The organism is Mesorhizobium sp. CA14 (assembly GCF_020165195.1).
Taxonomy (GTDB): Bacteria; Pseudomonadota; Alphaproteobacteria; order Rhizobiales; family Rhizobiaceae; genus Mesorhizobium.
The window spans coordinates 1-15,993 of sequence record NZ_JAIUHR010000036.1; the positions used below are offsets into that span (position 1 = coordinate 1).

Annotated in this window: 14 protein-coding genes; 10 read left to right on the top strand and 4 right to left on the bottom strand. The window is 64.9% G+C overall.

Annotated elements, in window-relative coordinates; all coding sequences use genetic code 11:
* Nucleotides 1–931 (top strand): NAD(P)/FAD-dependent oxidoreductase (locus tag LB565_RS26820; protein WP_224589114.1); only part of this gene is annotated, 931 nt, incomplete at its 5' end.
* A gap of 145 nt (nucleotides 932–1,076) precedes the next feature.
* Entirely contained in the window at nucleotides 1,077–1,556 is a 480-nt protein-coding gene (locus LB565_RS26825) for a DUF2231 domain-containing protein (RefSeq protein WP_224589115.1), read from the top strand.
* 372 nt (nucleotides 1,557–1,928) lie between these two features.
* Here LB565_RS26825 and LB565_RS26830 read toward each other — a convergent pair whose 3' ends face one another.
* Entirely contained in the window at nucleotides 1,929–2,351 is a 423-nt protein-coding gene (locus LB565_RS26830) for a hypothetical protein (RefSeq protein ID WP_224589116.1), read from the bottom strand.
* Nucleotides 2,352–3,067: 716 nt separating this feature from the next.
* Here LB565_RS26830 and LB565_RS26835 point away from each other — a divergent pair.
* The 4 genes from LB565_RS26835 (at nucleotide 3,068) to LB565_RS26850 (ending at nucleotide 8,161) form a co-directional block, all read left to right on the top strand.
* Nucleotides 3,068–4,573: a tlde1 domain-containing protein gene (locus LB565_RS26835; RefSeq protein ID WP_224589117.1), complete on the top strand. Its 1,506-nt coding sequence runs from the start codon at nucleotides 3,068–3,070 to the stop codon at nucleotides 4,571–4,573.
* 247 nt (nucleotides 4,574–4,820) lie between these two features.
* Nucleotides 4,821–6,056: a glycosyltransferase gene (locus tag LB565_RS26840; protein WP_224589118.1), complete on the top strand. Its 1,236-nt coding sequence runs from the start codon at nucleotides 4,821–4,823 to the stop codon at nucleotides 6,054–6,056.
* A 159-nt stretch (nucleotides 6,057–6,215) separates the two neighbouring features.
* Nucleotides 6,216–7,001: a ThuA domain-containing protein gene (locus tag LB565_RS26845; RefSeq protein ID WP_224589119.1), complete on the top strand. Its 786-nt coding sequence runs from the start codon at nucleotides 6,216–6,218 to the stop codon at nucleotides 6,999–7,001.
* Between the two features lie 101 nt (nucleotides 7,002–7,102).
* Nucleotides 7,103–8,161 carry a Gfo/Idh/MocA family protein gene (locus LB565_RS26850; RefSeq protein ID WP_224589120.1) on the top strand — a complete coding sequence of 353 codons (1,059 nt, stop codon included), beginning with the start codon at nucleotides 7,103–7,105 and terminating at the stop codon, nucleotides 8,159–8,161.
* Between the two features lie 138 nt (nucleotides 8,162–8,299).
* Here LB565_RS26850 and LB565_RS26855 read toward each other — a convergent pair whose 3' ends face one another.
* The 3 genes from LB565_RS26855 to LB565_RS26865 form a co-directional block, all read right to left on the bottom strand.
* Entirely contained in the window at nucleotides 8,300–9,022 is a 723-nt protein-coding gene (locus LB565_RS26855) for a 3-keto-5-aminohexanoate cleavage protein (RefSeq protein ID WP_224589121.1), read from the bottom strand.
* 164 nt (nucleotides 9,023–9,186) lie between these two features.
* Nucleotides 9,187–10,119: a dimethylarginine dimethylaminohydrolase family protein gene (locus LB565_RS26860; protein ID WP_224589122.1), complete on the bottom strand. Its 933-nt coding sequence runs from the start codon at nucleotides 10,117–10,119 to the stop codon at nucleotides 9,187–9,189.
* A 29-nt stretch (nucleotides 10,120–10,148) separates the two neighbouring features.
* Nucleotides 10,149–11,744, bottom strand: coding sequence for an amidohydrolase (locus LB565_RS26865; protein WP_224589123.1), 1,596 nt, complete (start codon nucleotides 11,742–11,744; stop codon nucleotides 10,149–10,151).
* A gap of 82 nt (nucleotides 11,745–11,826) precedes the next feature.
* Between LB565_RS26865 and LB565_RS26870 the strand changes: the two genes are divergently transcribed.
* The 4 genes from LB565_RS26870 to LB565_RS26885 all read left to right on the top strand — a co-directional run bounded on the left by LB565_RS26870 (nucleotide 11,827) and on the right by LB565_RS26885 (nucleotide 15,988).
* Nucleotides 11,827–12,723 carry a LysR substrate-binding domain-containing protein gene (locus LB565_RS26870; protein WP_224589124.1) on the top strand — a complete coding sequence of 299 codons (897 nt, stop codon included), beginning with the start codon at nucleotides 11,827–11,829 and terminating at the stop codon, nucleotides 12,721–12,723.
* A gap of 129 nt (nucleotides 12,724–12,852) precedes the next feature.
* On the top strand, nucleotides 12,853–13,947 hold the full coding sequence (locus tag LB565_RS26875; protein WP_224589125.1) for an ABC transporter ATP-binding protein: 1,095 nt from the start codon (nucleotides 12,853–12,855) through the stop codon (nucleotides 13,945–13,947).
* 72 nt (nucleotides 13,948–14,019) lie between these two features.
* On the top strand, nucleotides 14,020–15,132 hold the full coding sequence (locus tag LB565_RS26880; RefSeq protein WP_224589126.1) for an ABC transporter substrate-binding protein: 1,113 nt from the start codon (nucleotides 14,020–14,022) through the stop codon (nucleotides 15,130–15,132).
* A gap of 22 nt (nucleotides 15,133–15,154) precedes the next feature.
* Nucleotides 15,155–15,988 carry an ABC transporter permease gene (locus tag LB565_RS26885; protein ID WP_224589127.1) on the top strand — a complete coding sequence of 278 codons (834 nt, stop codon included), beginning with the start codon at nucleotides 15,155–15,157 and terminating at the stop codon, nucleotides 15,986–15,988.
* The last annotated feature ends 5 nt before the right edge of the window (nucleotides 15,989–15,993 follow it).

Here is a 15,993-nt window from a genome sequence, read left to right on the forward strand (position 1 = left end):
GGGTTGCGGCCGCGCGCGCGGCCGCGACATATTGGACACTCTGCTGTTGGATGCGGCCCGATCGGCCGGAGCGGACGTCTTCCAGCCCTGCCGCGCCGTCGCCATCGAACGTGATGGCGCCTGCCAAGCGGTGTGGATCCGGGCGGAAGCCGGGAATTCCCGCGGCGAGGCGATAATCCTGCGGGCACCAGTGATTGTCGCCGCGCATGGCTCGTGGGAACCGGGACCGTTGCCGAGTCAGCTCGAGAAGAAAGGCCGTCCCTCGGACCTGCTCGGCTTCAAGGCGCATTTTTCAGGATCGACGCTGCCGCCCGACCTGATGCCGCTGCTGACGTTTCCCGGCGGCTATGGCGGCATGGTGCTCGCAGACCATGGCCGCCTGTCCATCTCCTGCTGCATAAGGCGCGATGTGCTCGCCGGGTTGCGCGCCAGCCATGCCCGCGAGCACGGCGGCCAGGTCTCGGCGGCCGAAACCGTCGAGCATCATCTCAGGACGACATGCCGGGGGGCGCGAGATGCACTCGAGGAGGCCCGCCTCGAGGGCCCGTGGCTTGCCGCCGGCCCGATCCGGCCGGGCATCCGCGCCGGCTACGAAAGCGACATCTTTCGCGTCGGCAACGTCGCCGGCGAGTCGCATCCGATCATCGCCGAGGGCATATCCATGGCGCTTCAATCCGGGTGGCTCCTTGCCCTGGAACTCGGCGCGGCGGCAGGTGGGCAGACGGGGCGCGAAGCGGCCGGCAGACGCTACGAGGCGGCCTGGAGAGGATTGTTCTCGACCCGGATCCTCGCCGCCGAAGCCATTGCGCGAATCGCTCTCGGCCATGGAGGCGCCGCCACAATGAGAGCAGTCGTCCGCAATTTTCCGCAGGCGCTGACCTTGGGAGCGCGGCTTAGCGGCAAGACGAGAGCGGTGCCGGGTTTTGGCTGACGGGCGCGTGGCTCGATGAAGCACGCCGGGGTTATGGAACATTCCGGGCCGACTGGAGTTCGATATGCGATCCGGCTCTTGCCGCCGAGCCTGTGTCGCGACGTGGCATGAGGCGGCGCTCGCCACGCCTGCGGGAGACATCACCATGGTCCAGCATACGATCCCTCACAATCCGCACAGCACTGCAAGCATTGCCGGCCATCCTATTCATGCGATGCTGATACCGTTCCCGATCGCCTTCTTCGTCGCGACCTTCGCTTGCGACCTTGTCTTCTGGCGAACCGGCAATCCGATTTGGGTCTCCGCTTCGCTCTGGCTTCTCGGGGCGGGTCTGATAATGGCGGCGCTGGCCGCTCTTGCCGGACTGACCGATATCTTGGGCGATGCCCAAATCCGCAATCTGGGCGACGTATGGCTTCACGCCGGTGGCAATGTGATCGTCGTCCTGATCGAACTTTACAACTGGTATTCGCGATATGCCCATGCGGAGGCGGCCGTGGTGCCGGTAGGCCTGGTCCTGTCACTCGTCGTCGTTCTCATTCTTCTGTTCACCGGCTGGAAAGGCTGGGGAATGGTCTATCGGCATCATGTCGGCGTCGCCGACAGAACGGACGAAACGGGTTGAGAGCCGCCAGCCTGGTTGCGACGAGCCTGGCCAGGAGCATGTGAAATTCCACCTGCCCCGGCGACCTCGGCAACACATTGTTTCGTTTCCACTCTTCATGTCGCCTCCGCCCTCCGGCGGAGGTGATTTTTTGGGGTGTGGTCAGGCGTTGCGATGTTTTTCGTCGGCTTTGCCGGATGGCGCCGCCTTGATGGAGGCGGCGCTCCGCAATGTCCCGCAAGCGCTGACCTTGGGCGCACAACTCATCGGCAAGACGAGGTTGGTCCCCGGTTTGGCTAAGGCGCGCCTCGCGCATCGTCTTCGGCGCGAATTTGTCTCAAGCCTCGGCTGGACTGGCGATGGCAACCGATCGTCCGGCCGGATGCCGGCCTCCTAGGCAGGTATCAAGACGGCGATGCGATGCACGCCCACCTCGTTGCTTGTATTCGTCGCCTCGTCGGTTTTGCCCTTGGAACAGGTGTACATGTCGCCTTCCTTGAGCTTGAATTCCTTGTCCTTTTTCTTGATCGTGAAAGCGCCCGACGTAATCGTGCATACCATGTCGTTGTCCATCACCATTGCGGGCGCGTGCGCTCCGGGCTGGAAGACCACGTCGACAATTGAAATGCTCTTGTAGGCGGGAATGTCGGAATTGCCGGTGCCGACCTCAACCACTCTGATGCCGGGCGCTATCTCCTTGCCATCCTTCGGACCGTATTTCTTGGTCTTTGCGGATGCCACCAGGGTGAACAAGGGCGTAACCGCGGCGGCCGTCATGCTGAGAGCAATTGCAGACCTGCGATTCATGGTTTTCATCGCATCCTCCCAATATGTTGGCTACGCACGAAAGTGCGTAATCGTTATATATTAGCACAGACGTAAATAAGCTGCCGGGAATTCGGAAGCGCAGGCCGCACGGTATTGGTTAGGAACATTCCGCTAAAAGCCGCGTCCTGACGTGGTTTCGGCCAGTCCGTTGCCTGACTTTTTCCAGGGGCAATCCTGCTGATATGCGCCGGCTCGGTCTCCCGCGGCTCGCTGGCTGGCCCGCAACTTTCCCTATCGGCCTGTTTCAGCACGTGTCGCGTGGTCGCATTTTGACCCTATTCGCTCTCTACGCGGCCAGGATTGCTGCGGTTCCAGTGTTCACGGTTTCTTGACAGAGGCCGGAAAAACGGGCAGCAAAGCGGGTGAGGGAGAGCAATTTTACCGTGGCGGAGATCATGGAAGGCTCTTTTTTCGTATGGACCGTCGCCAAATCGGCGATTGGTGGAGGGATTGGTTAACCATCTTTGTCCATCTTTTGAATCAATCGGCAACAGACGCGTGAAGGTGCAGGGGGCACCAGCGAACTGTGATCGTGACGGGTGCCAGGTCCGCAAACCGGCATGCCGATTGAGAGTGGTCGTATGGCGTTTTTGCGTTTGAAGTACCGGGGTGACACTCCTGATGAGGGGGTAACTTCGAAGAAATCTGGTGGTCATCGTTGGGTCGTGGTGCCTGCTGTCGGCGCCGCCCTTGCCCTTTGGTCCATGGCCACCTTGGCGGGACTCCATTCGGTAAGCACTTCGCTGACCGCCGCTTCCAACGGATTGCCGCAAGGCCTGCTTTCGCCGCGCAACATCGCGCTTGGCGATCAGCGCCGCCAGATCGCCAACGCCTGGGCACCGCATCTTACCGGCAATGGCGGCTACCAGACAGCGTCGCTCACCAGCGGCTGCGATGCCCGCTGCGTCAGCCTCGCGATGAACTTCAGACATGACGGCCAAGCTGCTGAAAAATTGATAAATAAGGGCCTCAACGGCAAAGCGGCGCGCCTTAAACTGCCGTCGCCCGACAGCGCCGCGCAGGAAAAGGGCGTGGCGGTGGCGTCGGCCGCCGGAGCCACCGACCGTTTCGACGGCGTGGTGAAGCGCGCTGCGCTTTCGCCGCAAAAGCTTGCCGATGCCTTTGCCCGCGCCGAGAAGGCGCCGTTCGTGCTGGCCAGCCTGCCTTCGGAGAGCCGCTTCGGCGGCGCGCTGCCGGGCGCCCCGGCGGAAGCCCGGTTCGGTTCGCCGCCGGCCGAAATCGCCGGCGCTTCCGAGCTGGCGCTTGCGCTCGCCAATATATCGCCGGAGGAGACGGCCGACGTTCCGACCGCCGTTGCGCTGCAAAACAGCGACGGGCCTGACGTCGCCGACAAGCCGGACAATGGCCAGGACAATGGCCAGGACGGCGCGTACCAGGTCGCCTCGCTGCCGCCGCAAGACGATTTGCCCGACACGATTGCCGTGCCCGGCCTTCGCCCGCGCACCACGCTCGAGCGCGCCACCGAGGCGCCCGAGCAGAACGCGTCCAAACCGCAGAAACCCGAGACCGCGAAGCCGCAGGCCGCCAGGGCCAAGCCACAGCCAACGACCGCCGACACCGCGCAAGTCGGGCCGACGGCGGCCTCGCCGAGAAGCGGCGACCAGGCCCTGCCTGGCGTTGCGGGCTCGAAGCCGGTCGTGGCCGACTCCAAACCTGGCAGGCGCAAGGCGCAGGCATCCGAGATGCTCGCCTATGCTAAGCCCGACACGCCGGAAAGCGGCGGCCTCGGCAGCGCGTTCCGCAACCTTTTCAATGGGCCCTCCACGGGCAATGGCGTGGCCGTCTACGATATTTCGGCGAGAACCGTCTACATGCCCGACGGCTCGAAGCTGGAGGCGCATTCGGGTCTGGGCTCGATGGTCGACCAGCCGCGCTTCGTAAACCGCAAGAATGTCGGCCCGACGCCGCCCGACACCTACAATCTGTCGCTGCGTGAATCGCGCTTCCATGGTGTTGAGGCCATAAGGCTCACGCCGACCAGCGGCAGCAACAAATATGGCCGCAATGGCTTGCTCGCCCACACTTACATGCTGCGCGGCGGCCGTGCGGAATCCAATGGCTGCGTCGTCTTCAAGGACTATCACCGCTTCCTTGCCGCCTACAAAAGCGGCAAGATCAAGCGCCTTGTCGTCGTCCCACGCCTGACAAGCTCCCCCACCCGGGTCGCCCAGGAGGGCCGCCAGGGTTAAACCCTACCAGAGCCGGCGCACTGGTCGCCGGCTGTTGTCGATCCCCACTTGCTGATCCGAAGGGCCTGGCGCCAACACGCGCCCGGGTATTTGCCGTCGCCGCGTCAACGCATGGCGATCGCAAACCTCACCTGAGGAAGCGATTACGACCCTTCCCAGAAGGTAGATATGGCGCAGCCCGGGCTTGCGGCAAGCCCCCGACCATGGCGTATCAACGCTGCTCCGCAGAACCACGATGGAGCATGGAATGCGAATCTTGTTATCGACTTACGGCTCGCGTGGCGACGTCGAGCCATTGGCGGCGCTGGGCGCGGCTTTGCAGGCGCATGGCGTCGAGGCCAGGGTGAGCGCGCCCGCCGACGCGGAATTTGCCGCTCTTCTGGCCCGCGCCGGCGTGCCGCTGGCGCCGGCCTTTGCGCCGGTGCGCGAATGGGCGAAGGAAATGATCAGCCGCTCGCGATCGGCCTCGCCCGAGGACCGGGCCCGGCTGATTTCCGGCCAGGCGGCAGAGATCGTCGCCAGACAATATGAGGCGCTGAGCGCGGCCGCCGAAGGCTGCGACGCCGTGGTGGCGTTCGGCCTCTTCCCGTCCTGCGCCGCCGCGCGGCTGGTCGCGGAACAACGCGGCATGCGTTACATGCTCGGCACGTTCTGCCCCATCTGGCTGCCCTCGCCGCACAACCGGCCGCATGAATATCCAGGCCATCCGCTGCCGGCTGGCGTGACCGACAACCGGCTCTTGTGGGAGATGGACATTCGGACCAAGAACGCGCTCTTCGGCGAGGCGATCAACGGCCATCGCGCATCGCTCGGGCTGCCCCCGGTGCAAAATGTCCGGGACTATGTCTACGGCAAAAAAGTCCTGCTCGCCTGCGATCCGACGCTGGGACCGTGGCTGCCCTCGGACCTGATCGACGCCGTGCAGACCGGCGCCTTCATCCTGCCGGATGAGCGGCCCCTCCCCGGCGGGCTGGAAACCTTCCTCGGTGGCGGCTCGCCGCCGGTCTATGTCGGCTTCGGCTCCATATCGGTCGCGAGCGAAGCCGGCAGCGCGGCCATCGAGGCGATCCGCGCCAATGGCCTCCGCACGGTGCTCGCGCATGGCTGGGCCGAGCTCGGCCTCGTCGACGATGGTGGCGACTGCTTCGCCGTCGACGAGGTCAACCAGCAGGCGCTGTTCGGCCGTGTCGCCGCCGTCCTCCACCATGGCGGCGCCGGCACCACCGTCGCCGCCGCGCGGGCAGGAGCGCCGCAGGTGATCGTGCCGCAGATCGGCGACCAGCCCTATTGGGCGCGGCGGGTGGCCGAGCTCGGCATCGGCGCCGCGCATGACGGCCCGGTGCCGACGGCGCAGTCGCTATCGGCGGCGCTGGAAGTGGCGCTGGCGCCGAAGGTCCGGCTTCATGCTCACAAGATGGCCGGCGAGATCCACGCCGATGGGGCGGACGCAGCAGCGAAATGGCTGGTGGAGAGGATGAGGTGAAGAGCACTGAGAGTTGGGCGGGTATGGTGTTGTGCCGCTCTCTTCAGCCCTTTCTTCACGCCGCCCTAAAGAAACCAAGCTCTCTAAAACCGCTTTCAATACCGGGCGAAGGCGCTATCTATGGCGCGGGGCGGCTCCCAATCACTCACGAGGCAATCCATGACAATTCGCGCTGTCGTCTGGGGCGAGAACATCCATGAGCGGACCAATGAGGTGGTGGCCTCCATCTATCCGGAAGGCATGCACGCGACCATTGCCAAGGCGCTCTCCGCCGACAAGGCGATCTCCGCCTCGACCGCGACGCTGGAGCAGCCGGAGCACGGCCTGCCGCAATCCCGCCTAGCCGAAACCGACGTGCTGGTCTGGTGGGGCCACAAGGACCATGGGGCGGTGGCCGACGAAGTGGTCGAACGCGTTGCGAAGCGCGTCTTCGAAGGCATGGGGCTGATCATCCTCCATTCCGGCCATTTCTCGAAGATCTTCAAGCGGCTGATGGGCACGCCCTGCACGCTGAAATGGCGCGAGGCCGGCGAGCGCGAGCGGCTCTGGGTGACCAGCCCCAGCCACCCCATCGCCGAAGGCGTCGGCGAATATTTTGAGCTGGAGAACGAGGAGATGTATGGCGAGCAGTTCGCCGTGCCCGAGCCGCTGGAGACCGTCTTCATCTCCTGGTTCCAGGGCGGCGAGGTGTTCCGCTCGGGCCTGACCTACCGGCGCGGCGCCGGCAATGTCTTCTACTTCCGCCCCGGACATGAGACCTATCCGACCTATCACGACGCCACCGTGCAGAAGGTGCTGCGCAACGCGGTGAGATGGGCGCACAACCCGCAAGGGTCGAAGCCCGCAATCCTCGATGCGCCGAACGTGCCGGTCGAGAAGGCGCTGGAGCCGATCGAGGAGCGCGGGCCCAAGCTGCATGCGCATGGCGAGGCTGGTTTCCGCTAAAAAAACGCCTCTCCGCTTTGCTTGGGATTGCGCGGAAACAGCGCCTGGGTCACATTCGCTCACGTTATTGAATCGAACCAAATCGCTCGGAGGAGCAGAAAATGCGGCTTTTGATACTGGGCACCGGCTGGATGGCGCAGGAACATGCCCGCCGCTTTGGCGCGATCGAGGGCGTCGACATCGTCGGTGCGGTCGACGTTGATCCAGCCCGCGTCGGCGAATATGCCGACGCCTACAAGATCCCGAAGCGCTTCACCTCGCTGGAGGCGGCGCTCCACTGGGGCGATTTCGACGCCGTCGCCAATGTCACGCCCGACCGCATCCATCACCCGACCACCATGGCGCTGGTCGCCGCCGGCAAGCCTGTGCTGTGCGAGAAGCCGCTGGCGGAAAATTTCGGCAAAGCCAACGAAATGGCCGATGCCGCGGAAGCCGCCGGCATCGTCAACATGGTCAACCTCACCTATCGCAATGTCGCCGCGCTGCAGAAGGCGCGCCGGATGGTGCAGGCCGGCGAGATCGGCACGGTGCGCCATGTCGAGGCGTCCTACCTGCAGAGCTGGTTGGTGTCGAAATTCTGGGGCGACTGGCGCACCGATCCGAAATGGCTGTGGCGGCTGTCGCGCGGCCATGGCTCCAACGGCGTGCTCGGCGATGTCGGCATCCACATCCTCGATTTCGCCAGCTATGGCGCGGCGCTCGATATCGACCATGTCTTCTGCCGGCTGCGCGCCTTCGACAAGGCGCCGAGCGACCGCATCGGCGACTACCAGCTCGATGCCAATGACAGCTTTGCCATGACGCTCGACTTCGCCAACGGTGCCTTCGGCGTGGTACATGCCAGCCGCTGGGCAACCGGCCATCTCAACGAGCTTCGGCTGCGCATCTATGGCGAGAAGGGCGGCATCGAGGTGGTGCACAATCTCGAAGGCTCGATGTTGAAGGCCTGCGTTGGCGAAAATGTCGAGAACGCCAAGTGGGAAGAGCTCGACGCCGGCACCGTGCCGACCAACTACCAGCGCTTCGTCGAGGCGGTGCGGAGCGGCGCGCAGACCGAGCCGAATTTCCGCCACGCGGCAGGCCTGCAGAAGGTGCTGGACCTCGCCGTGGTGTCGGACGAGAAACGGGCGGAGTTGAGGGCGCACGCGGATACGCAGTGAGCTTTCCTCGCCCCCGCCAAAGGCGGGGGAGAGGTGTCCGCGAAGCGGACGGAGAGGGGGTCTTCGTAAGGCGCTCCCCCTCTCCGTCTCGGCTTCGCCGAGCCACCTCCCCCCACTTCGTGGAGGCGAGGAACAAGATCACCGAGCGCGATAAATCGCCACCGCCGCAGCCACCAGCGCGGCGTTGCCGTCCGCCACGCTTGCGTCCGGCAGCTCCGTGCCGTCCTCGAGCCCGACCCGTGTCGAAAGCTTCCGCGCAGCCGCCCTTTCCACGAACGGCCATACCGTCGCGTTCTCGCCATGCAGCAGAATCGAGCGGCGGATGCCGGCGCGTTCCAGCACCGTCTCGATGCCGTCTGCGACGGCAAAGGCTTCATCCAGCGCCTGCTCGGAAATCTCGATCAGCACGCGCAGCACCCGCCCGCCATGGTCGAGGCCGACCAGGCGCTCGGCGTCGGCAATGGAAGCGAGCCCCGCCTCGATGCCGATGCCGCGCTGGCGCAGGCTTTCCATGACGACGGGCGCCGCCGTTTCGCTGAGATTGACCGAGGCATAGTCGGGCAGTTCGCGCCAGCCGGAGATGGCAACCAGCGTGCGCAAGTCGTCCTTCTCGATCCAGGCGCCGGTGGAGACGCCGATCAGCGTGCCCGGACAGGCGCGGCGGAGTGCTGCGACCGTCCTGTCCATCGCCTCCGGCGCAAGGCTCTCTCTTCCATCGGCGCCGCGCGCGTGCACGTGCAGCTCGGCCGCGCCCGCCGCGATCGAGGCTGCGGCGTCGCGCGCCATCGCCTCGGCATCGAGCGGCAATTTGGGGTGGAAGTCGGCGGCTCGGCCGCCGTTGATGCAGGCCTGGACGATCATCTTTGCGGTAATCCTGTTTCGGCTGGCCGGAGCCTAGCGCAGGATCGGATTGGTCGGAACCGGAGTCTCGAAGTCTCCTGACAAGCCGCGCGATCATATCCCCCTGGCCTGTCGGCCAAAGGGATAGACATTCATCGTGGCTATTGTCGAGCTTCGAAGCCCGGTTACGCCGGCACCCGCTTCAAGGCCTGCGCCATGCAGTGGATGCCGCCGCCGGTCTTGGAAATCTCGCTCATGTCGACGGCCGCGACCTCGAAGCCGCGCGCCTTCAACTGACCGATGAGGCTTTTGCTGGAGGTCGGCGCGATCACCCTGTCCTTGCCGAGCGACATGAAGTTGCAGCCGAGCGCCATCGTGTCCTGGAAGGGCACGTCGATGATCTCATGACCCTTGCCCTTCAGCCAGTCGACGATGCCGGGCTCGGTACAGGCGAGGCAGACGGCGGTGAGCTTTTCGGCGATCGGCACCACCATCAGGTCGATATGGACGTAATATTCGTCGATGAAGGCAAGCCTCGTCTCCCAGCCTTCCTTGTCGAACCAGGCCTGCACCTGGCGGGCGCCCTCCTCCTGCGTGCGGGCGCCGCCGCAGCCGATCAGCACCACGCCCTCCTCGATGACGTTGAAATCGCCGCCTTCGAAGGTGCCGGCGGTCACCATGTCGTAGATCGGGATGCCAAGCTTCTCGTAGGTGCGGATGGCGGCATAATTCTCGCCGCGCCGCCACCAGTTGGCCATGGCGGTGATGAAGGCGCCGTAGGGGGTCATCACGCTGGAATCGCGCGAATAGACCTGCATCGGCAGTTCCGGCGTCGGCTCGTGCCAATGGATGTTGACGCCGAAATGCTCGTAGGCGGCGACAAGGTCCTTGTGCTGCGCCTGCGCGATCTGGATGTTGCAGGGCGCCTCGCGCAGATGCTTGCGCGACAGCGAGCTGGTCGAGAGGTGGCGCAGGAAGTTCGGCGAGCCGAGCAGCACGTCGGTCAGCACGTCGGTTTCATTGGCGAAGCCCCAGGCGGTCAGCGGCTTGGTGCCGCCATTGGGGTTGCGGCGCTGGAGCGAGAACGGCTCGGCGACGATGCGGTCATGGACGGTCATGGTGTTCTCCTCAGGTGGTTTGTTTCGTGTCATGCGGTGGAGGCGGCCGGGATCCACCAGTCGCGCCCGCGCGGCGTGGTGACATATTCAGGCCAGCGGAAGTTGATCGGCGGTTCGTAGTCGCAGAGCGGCGCGATCCAGTTCGAGCCGCCGATGCCGCCGCCGGTTCGCTTGACGAATTCGTCCATCGCGGCGTCGCGCGCAGCCTTGTCCTCAAGCAAGCGCAGGGCAGTCAGCGCAACGGTCTTGGCGGCGCAGGTGACCATCGGGTCGATGGTGGCAGGGATGCCGCCCAGCGCGTTCATCGCCCAGGCCGGATAAGTATGGCCCGGGGCCGCGCGCAGCGCCGGACGGGCGATATAGAAGCGCGATGTCGGCGCATGCCAGCTCATGTCGGTGTAATCGTCGGAGGTGGAGTTCACCTGCGAGGGCGGCAGGTCGCGGCGCAGGATCGCCTCGGCCTCTTGCGGCGAAATCAGCCGCTCCAGCTCGTCGATGAACGGCTTCTCCGTCGCCTCGCCGCCGGCATTGACCTGGACCTCGCGGGCGATCGCCCTCGCCTCTTCGTTCCAGCGCGGCGCACCCACGGTCGAAAGCGCCTGATAGGTGATGCCGGCCATGGCGTGATTGGCCAATCCCGGGCGCGACTTCGACACCCAGTGGCGCTCATGGCGGCAGCCGCTCATCTTGGCAGCCGCCTCCGCGTTGCGGTCGAGCACGGCCGTCACCTGCTCGGCCATGGCAATGGTCGGAACGCGGATCATGTACTGGATCTCGGCTAGCCCCGCCGGCAGGTTGTCGGCGGTCGCCTGCCCCGCAGTCAGGATCGCCTCGCTGATCGACCAGCCGCCCTGATGCGTCAGCATGGAATCGCGCAGCGCCTTGGAGGCCATGTACATCATCATCAGCGCGTCGTTGGCGCCGGGCGCCCGGACCGCCGAATGCGCCTGCGGGATCGGCGCACCATCGCTTGCCGCGCGCCCCCAATTTTCGGGTTCGTCGCAGACAAAGCGGTAGATCATCGAATGGGCCGCGCCGCAATGCGTGTCCCAGCGCGCCGTGTTGCAAAGTGGCAGCATGTAGAAGGGATGGAAGGAGATCATGCCGGCGAGGCCGTCATAATAGCCTTTGGCCGCATGGATCGGCTTCGACCCCCTCACCTTCTCCGCCGGCTCGCCGGTGAAGCGCAGCGTGCCCTTGATGCCGTGCTCCAGCATCGCCGCCTTGGTGGCCAGAAGTCCGCCGAGGCTGCCGATGCCAAGGCCCGAATGCGGATCGGTGTGGCCGCCCGCCTCAACATCGAGACCCGGCCGCGCGCGCTTCACCGTCGCGGCGTCCTGACAGTTGCCGGGCACGGCGTCATATTCGCCATACATGCCGATCACCGGCCCGTCGCCATTGGTCCAATGGGCGCAGAAGGCCGTGGGCATGCCGCCGGAACCTTCCTCCACTGAAAAGCCTTCGCGCTTCAGCCGCTCCACATACCAAGCTGCTGACTGGTACTCGCGCCAGGCGGTTTCGCCAAAGTCGAAGATGGTGCGCGTCCAGGCCGAGAGCAGCGGCTGGATGCTGTCGATGCAGGCTAAAGCGGTTTCTTGCGCCGAGGTCGTCACCGATTTGTCCATACCTCAAAGAAAGCAGTGAAGCGGCTCATCAAAAAGTGATATGTTTTTCCGGCTCGTGCAAATTCGGTTCACCTGAGGCCTCTTGCGAATACCGTCCACGCAGGCGCTGCGCGCCCTCGACAGTTTTGCCCGTCACGGCAGCGTCTGGCGCGCCGCCGACGAACTCCACCTCACCCGCAGCGCCGTCTCGCATCAGTTGAGGCTGCTCGAGCGCGACCTCGGCTTCGATCTCCTGCAGCGCATCGGTAAGGGCGTGGCGCTGACGCCGCGCGGCCAGCGCTACGCGGCTGATGTCAGGAAGGCGCTGACCGTGCTCGGCGATGCGGTGACGCAGGGCGGCGGCGCCGGCGTCGGCGGCTCCTTCGCCATCTCCTGCCCGCCGGGCTTCGCCTCGATGTTCCTGTGTACCCATATAGGCGAGTTCCAGCAGATGTATCCGGACGTTGCGCTCTCCGTGCTGACGCCACGGCGGCTCGACGATGTCAGCAATCCGGATGCCGACGCCTTCATCGCCTTCGGCGTCGGCAACTGGCCGAACCGGGCCGTGGAACTGCTGTGCGAAGTCTCCTTCACGCCGCTTTGCAGCCCGAGACTGCTCAACAAGGTCGGCGGTTTTTCCAAACCCGCCGACGTGCTGCGCGCCAACCTCCTGCATCTTTCCGACACCGAGGACTGGGCGCGCTGGCTGGCTCTGTCCAAGGTGGAAAATCCCGATACCGAAGGCGGCATCTTCTTTTCCGATATGAATCTCGTCTTTTCGGCGGCAATCGCCGGCCAGGGGATTGCGCTCGGCGACGAGCTGACCGGCCGCCAGGCGCTGAGCGAAGGCCGGCTGGTCAAGCCGTTCGAGGCGACCGTCCCGTCGCCGCGCTCCTATTTTCTGGTCTTCGAGCACGCCAAGGCGGGGCACCCGGTGCTCAATGCCTTCGGCGACTGGCTGAGGGCGAAGCTGTCGGAGAGCAGTCTGGCTAAGTATTGAGATGGGCGCTGCCGCGTCGCCGCTCCGCACCACGCGTGAATCAAATTTGCCGATCAGGCGAAAACTATTCGGTTGCGGTGAGCCGCAGCCGTGCCTACGATTTGGCTTGACGGTGAGGATAGAGGCAGGATGCAGCAACCCGGCCGGGCCGCAGAGATCAAGGCGAACGGGATCGGCAAGAGCTTCGGCTCGTTCCGGGCGCTCGATAATCTCACGCTCGATATCGGCCGCGGCGAATTCCTCACGCTGCTCGGACCATCCGGTTCAGGCAAGACCACCTTCCTGATGATCCTCGCCGGCTTCGTGCAGCCGAGCGAAGGCAAGCTTTTCAGCGACGGTGTCGACATCACCAACCGGCCGGCCGAGCAACGCGCCGCCGGCATGGTGTTCCAGGGCTATGCTTTGTTCCCGCATATGAGTGTGGAACAGAACATCGCCTTCCCGCTCAAGGTGCGCAAGAAATCCGCCGCAGAGATCAAAAGCCGTGTCGGCGAGATGATCGAACGCGTCGGTCTCAAGGGCCACGAGAAGAAGCTGCCGGCGCAGCTTTCCGGCGGCCAGCAGCAGCGCGTGGCGCTGGCCCGTGCGCTGGTGTTCGAGCCGGGGGTGCTCTTGCTCGACGAGCCGTTCTCGGCGCTGGACAAGAGCCTGCGCGGCCAGATGCAGGCCGAGATGAAGCGGCTGCACCAGGAGACCGGCACCACCTTCGTCTTCGTCACGCACGACCAGAGCGAGGCGCTGGCGCTGTCGTCGCGCGTCGCCATCTTCAATCACGGCAAGCTCCTGCAGGTGGGCAGGCCGGACGAGGTCTATGACCGGCCCGCCAACCGCTTCGTCGCCGAGTTTCTCGGCGAGATCAACATGCTGCCGGTGAAGGGCGTGCGCCCCGCAGACAATGGCGCCACCGGGCTTTGCGAAGACCGCGCGGTCAACATGCGCTGCAAGGCCGAGGCGATCAAAGGCGACGCGATCCTCGCCATCCGTCCCGAGGACATGTCGATCGCGCCGGAAGCGTCCGCCAACCAAAACGGCATCGCGGCGACCGCTGTCGCCTCGACCTATCTCGGTGCGGCGACCAAGCTCGACCTCACCACCCGCCAAGGCGCCAAGGTCACCGTCTCGGTGCCGAACGAGGTCGCGGCCGTGGCGCTGAGCAAAGGCAATTCCGTCTGGCTGACCTGGCCGGCGGAAAAGGGTTTCCTCCTTCCGGACGGAGGACAGTAAGCACCCGCCGCCGCGGCCCGAAATCACCGCGCCGGCTTCCGGTTAAAATCAACGACAACAAGGGGAACTGACATGAACGATACCAAGAAACAGACGATCGAATCCCTCGCCGAGCGGACCAAGCGCGGCGAGATCTCGCGTCGGCAATTCGCGCAGCTTGCGGGCCTCGTGCTCGCCGGCACGCCGATGCTTTTGCGCTCGACCGGCGCTTTCGCCGAGACCAAGGGGCTGGTACTGGTGAATTGGGGCGGCGACGCTATCACGGCTTACGACGCCGCTTACGGCCAAGCTTTCACCAAGGAAACAGGCATCCCGGTCAAGATGGACGGCTCGGGCCCGACCGAAGGCGCGATCGCCGCGCAGTTCAAGAGCGGCGCGCCGACCTGGGACCTGGTCGACGTCGATCCGTTCTCGGCCATCACGCTCGGCGGCCAGGGCATGCTCGAGCCGATCGACTACAAGGTCGTCGACAAGAGCAAGATGCGGCCGGGCTTCGGCTGGGAATATGCCGCCTCGACCTACTTCTTCTCCTATGTGATCGCCTACGACTCGCAGAAATTCGGCTCCAACGCGCCGACCGGCATGGCCGACTTCTTCGACGTCAAGAAGTTTCCCGGCAAGCGCTCGCTCTACAAATGGGGCGTGTCGAGCTGGGAAGCGGCGCTTCTGGCCGACGGAGTCGCGCCCGCCTCGCTCTATCCGCTGGACCTGAAGCGCGCGCATGACAAGATCGCAGCCTTCAAGGAGAACGTCGTCTCCTATTGGGGAGGCGGCGCCGAAAGCCAGAGTGTATTGCTCAACGGCGAGGCTTCGATGGCAATCGTGTGGTCGACCCGCGCCTCGCTGATCGAGAAGGACTCCGGCGGCCAGATCAAATTCATCTGGGACCAGGGCCTGATCTCGCCCGGCGCGCTGGCGGTGCTGAAGAACAATCCCGGCGGCAAGGACGCGGCGATGAAGTTCATCGCCAGCACCCAGGATCCGCAAAAGGAGCTGGTGATGTTCGACAAGCTCGGACAGGGCCCGGCCAACCCGGCGGCCGACGCGCTGATCCCGGCCGACAAGAAGCGCATCAACCCTGTCGATCCGGCGAACATGGCGAAGCAGATCCCGCTCGACATGGAGTGGTACGCCAAGAATTACGGCGCAGCACTCGACGAATACACCAAGATCATCTCGGCCTGATCGGGCCGAGCGCTACTTGGCGATGAGGGGCACCCTCTCCGACAGGACGGGCGCGGCGCTGTTGATGGCGCCGCTGCTCCTGTTCCTCGTGCTTGCCTATGCCTGGCCCTTCCTCGGCGTGGTGAAGTGGAGTTTTACGCTCCCCACCCCCGGGCTCGGCCAGTACCACGCTTTGCTCACCGACGATCTGGTGCAGTCGGTGTTCATCCGAACGCTGCGCATCGCGGCAATCGTCACCGTGGTCTCGGTCACCGCCGCCTATGCCATCACGGTGGTGTGGGTGCGTGGCAGCCCGGTGCAGCGCGTGCTTGCCGAATTCTGCATCCTGGTGCCATTCTGGATCTCGGTGCTGACGCGCGCCTTCGGCTGGGTGGCGCTGCTCTCCAATCGCGGCCTGATCAACACCTGGCTGCAATCGATCGGCTTCATCTCCGAGCCGCTGACTTTGGTGCGCAACGAGTTCGGCGTCATCGTCGGCATGTCGCATTTTTTGATCCCCTTCGCGGTGTTCCCGCTGGCTTCCGCCATGCGCAGCCTGGACGAGCGCGTGCTGCTTGCGGCGCGCGGGCTTGGCTCCAGCCGCATGCGCACCTTCTGGACGGTGTTCGTGCCGATGACGCGCTCCGGCATCATCGGCTCGGCGCTGATCACCTTCGTCTTCTCGCTCGGCTTCTTCGTCACACCGGCAATCCTCGGCGGCGGCCGCAGCGTGATGATCGCGGAGCTGATTTATCTGCGCATCTTCCAGAGTCCGGACTGGGGGCTGGGCGCGGCGATCAGCGTCGTGCTGGTGGTGTTCGTCGGCGCGCTGATGGCGCTTGTGTTCCGCTACGTCAAACCGAAGCAATTGGTGTAGCCAAG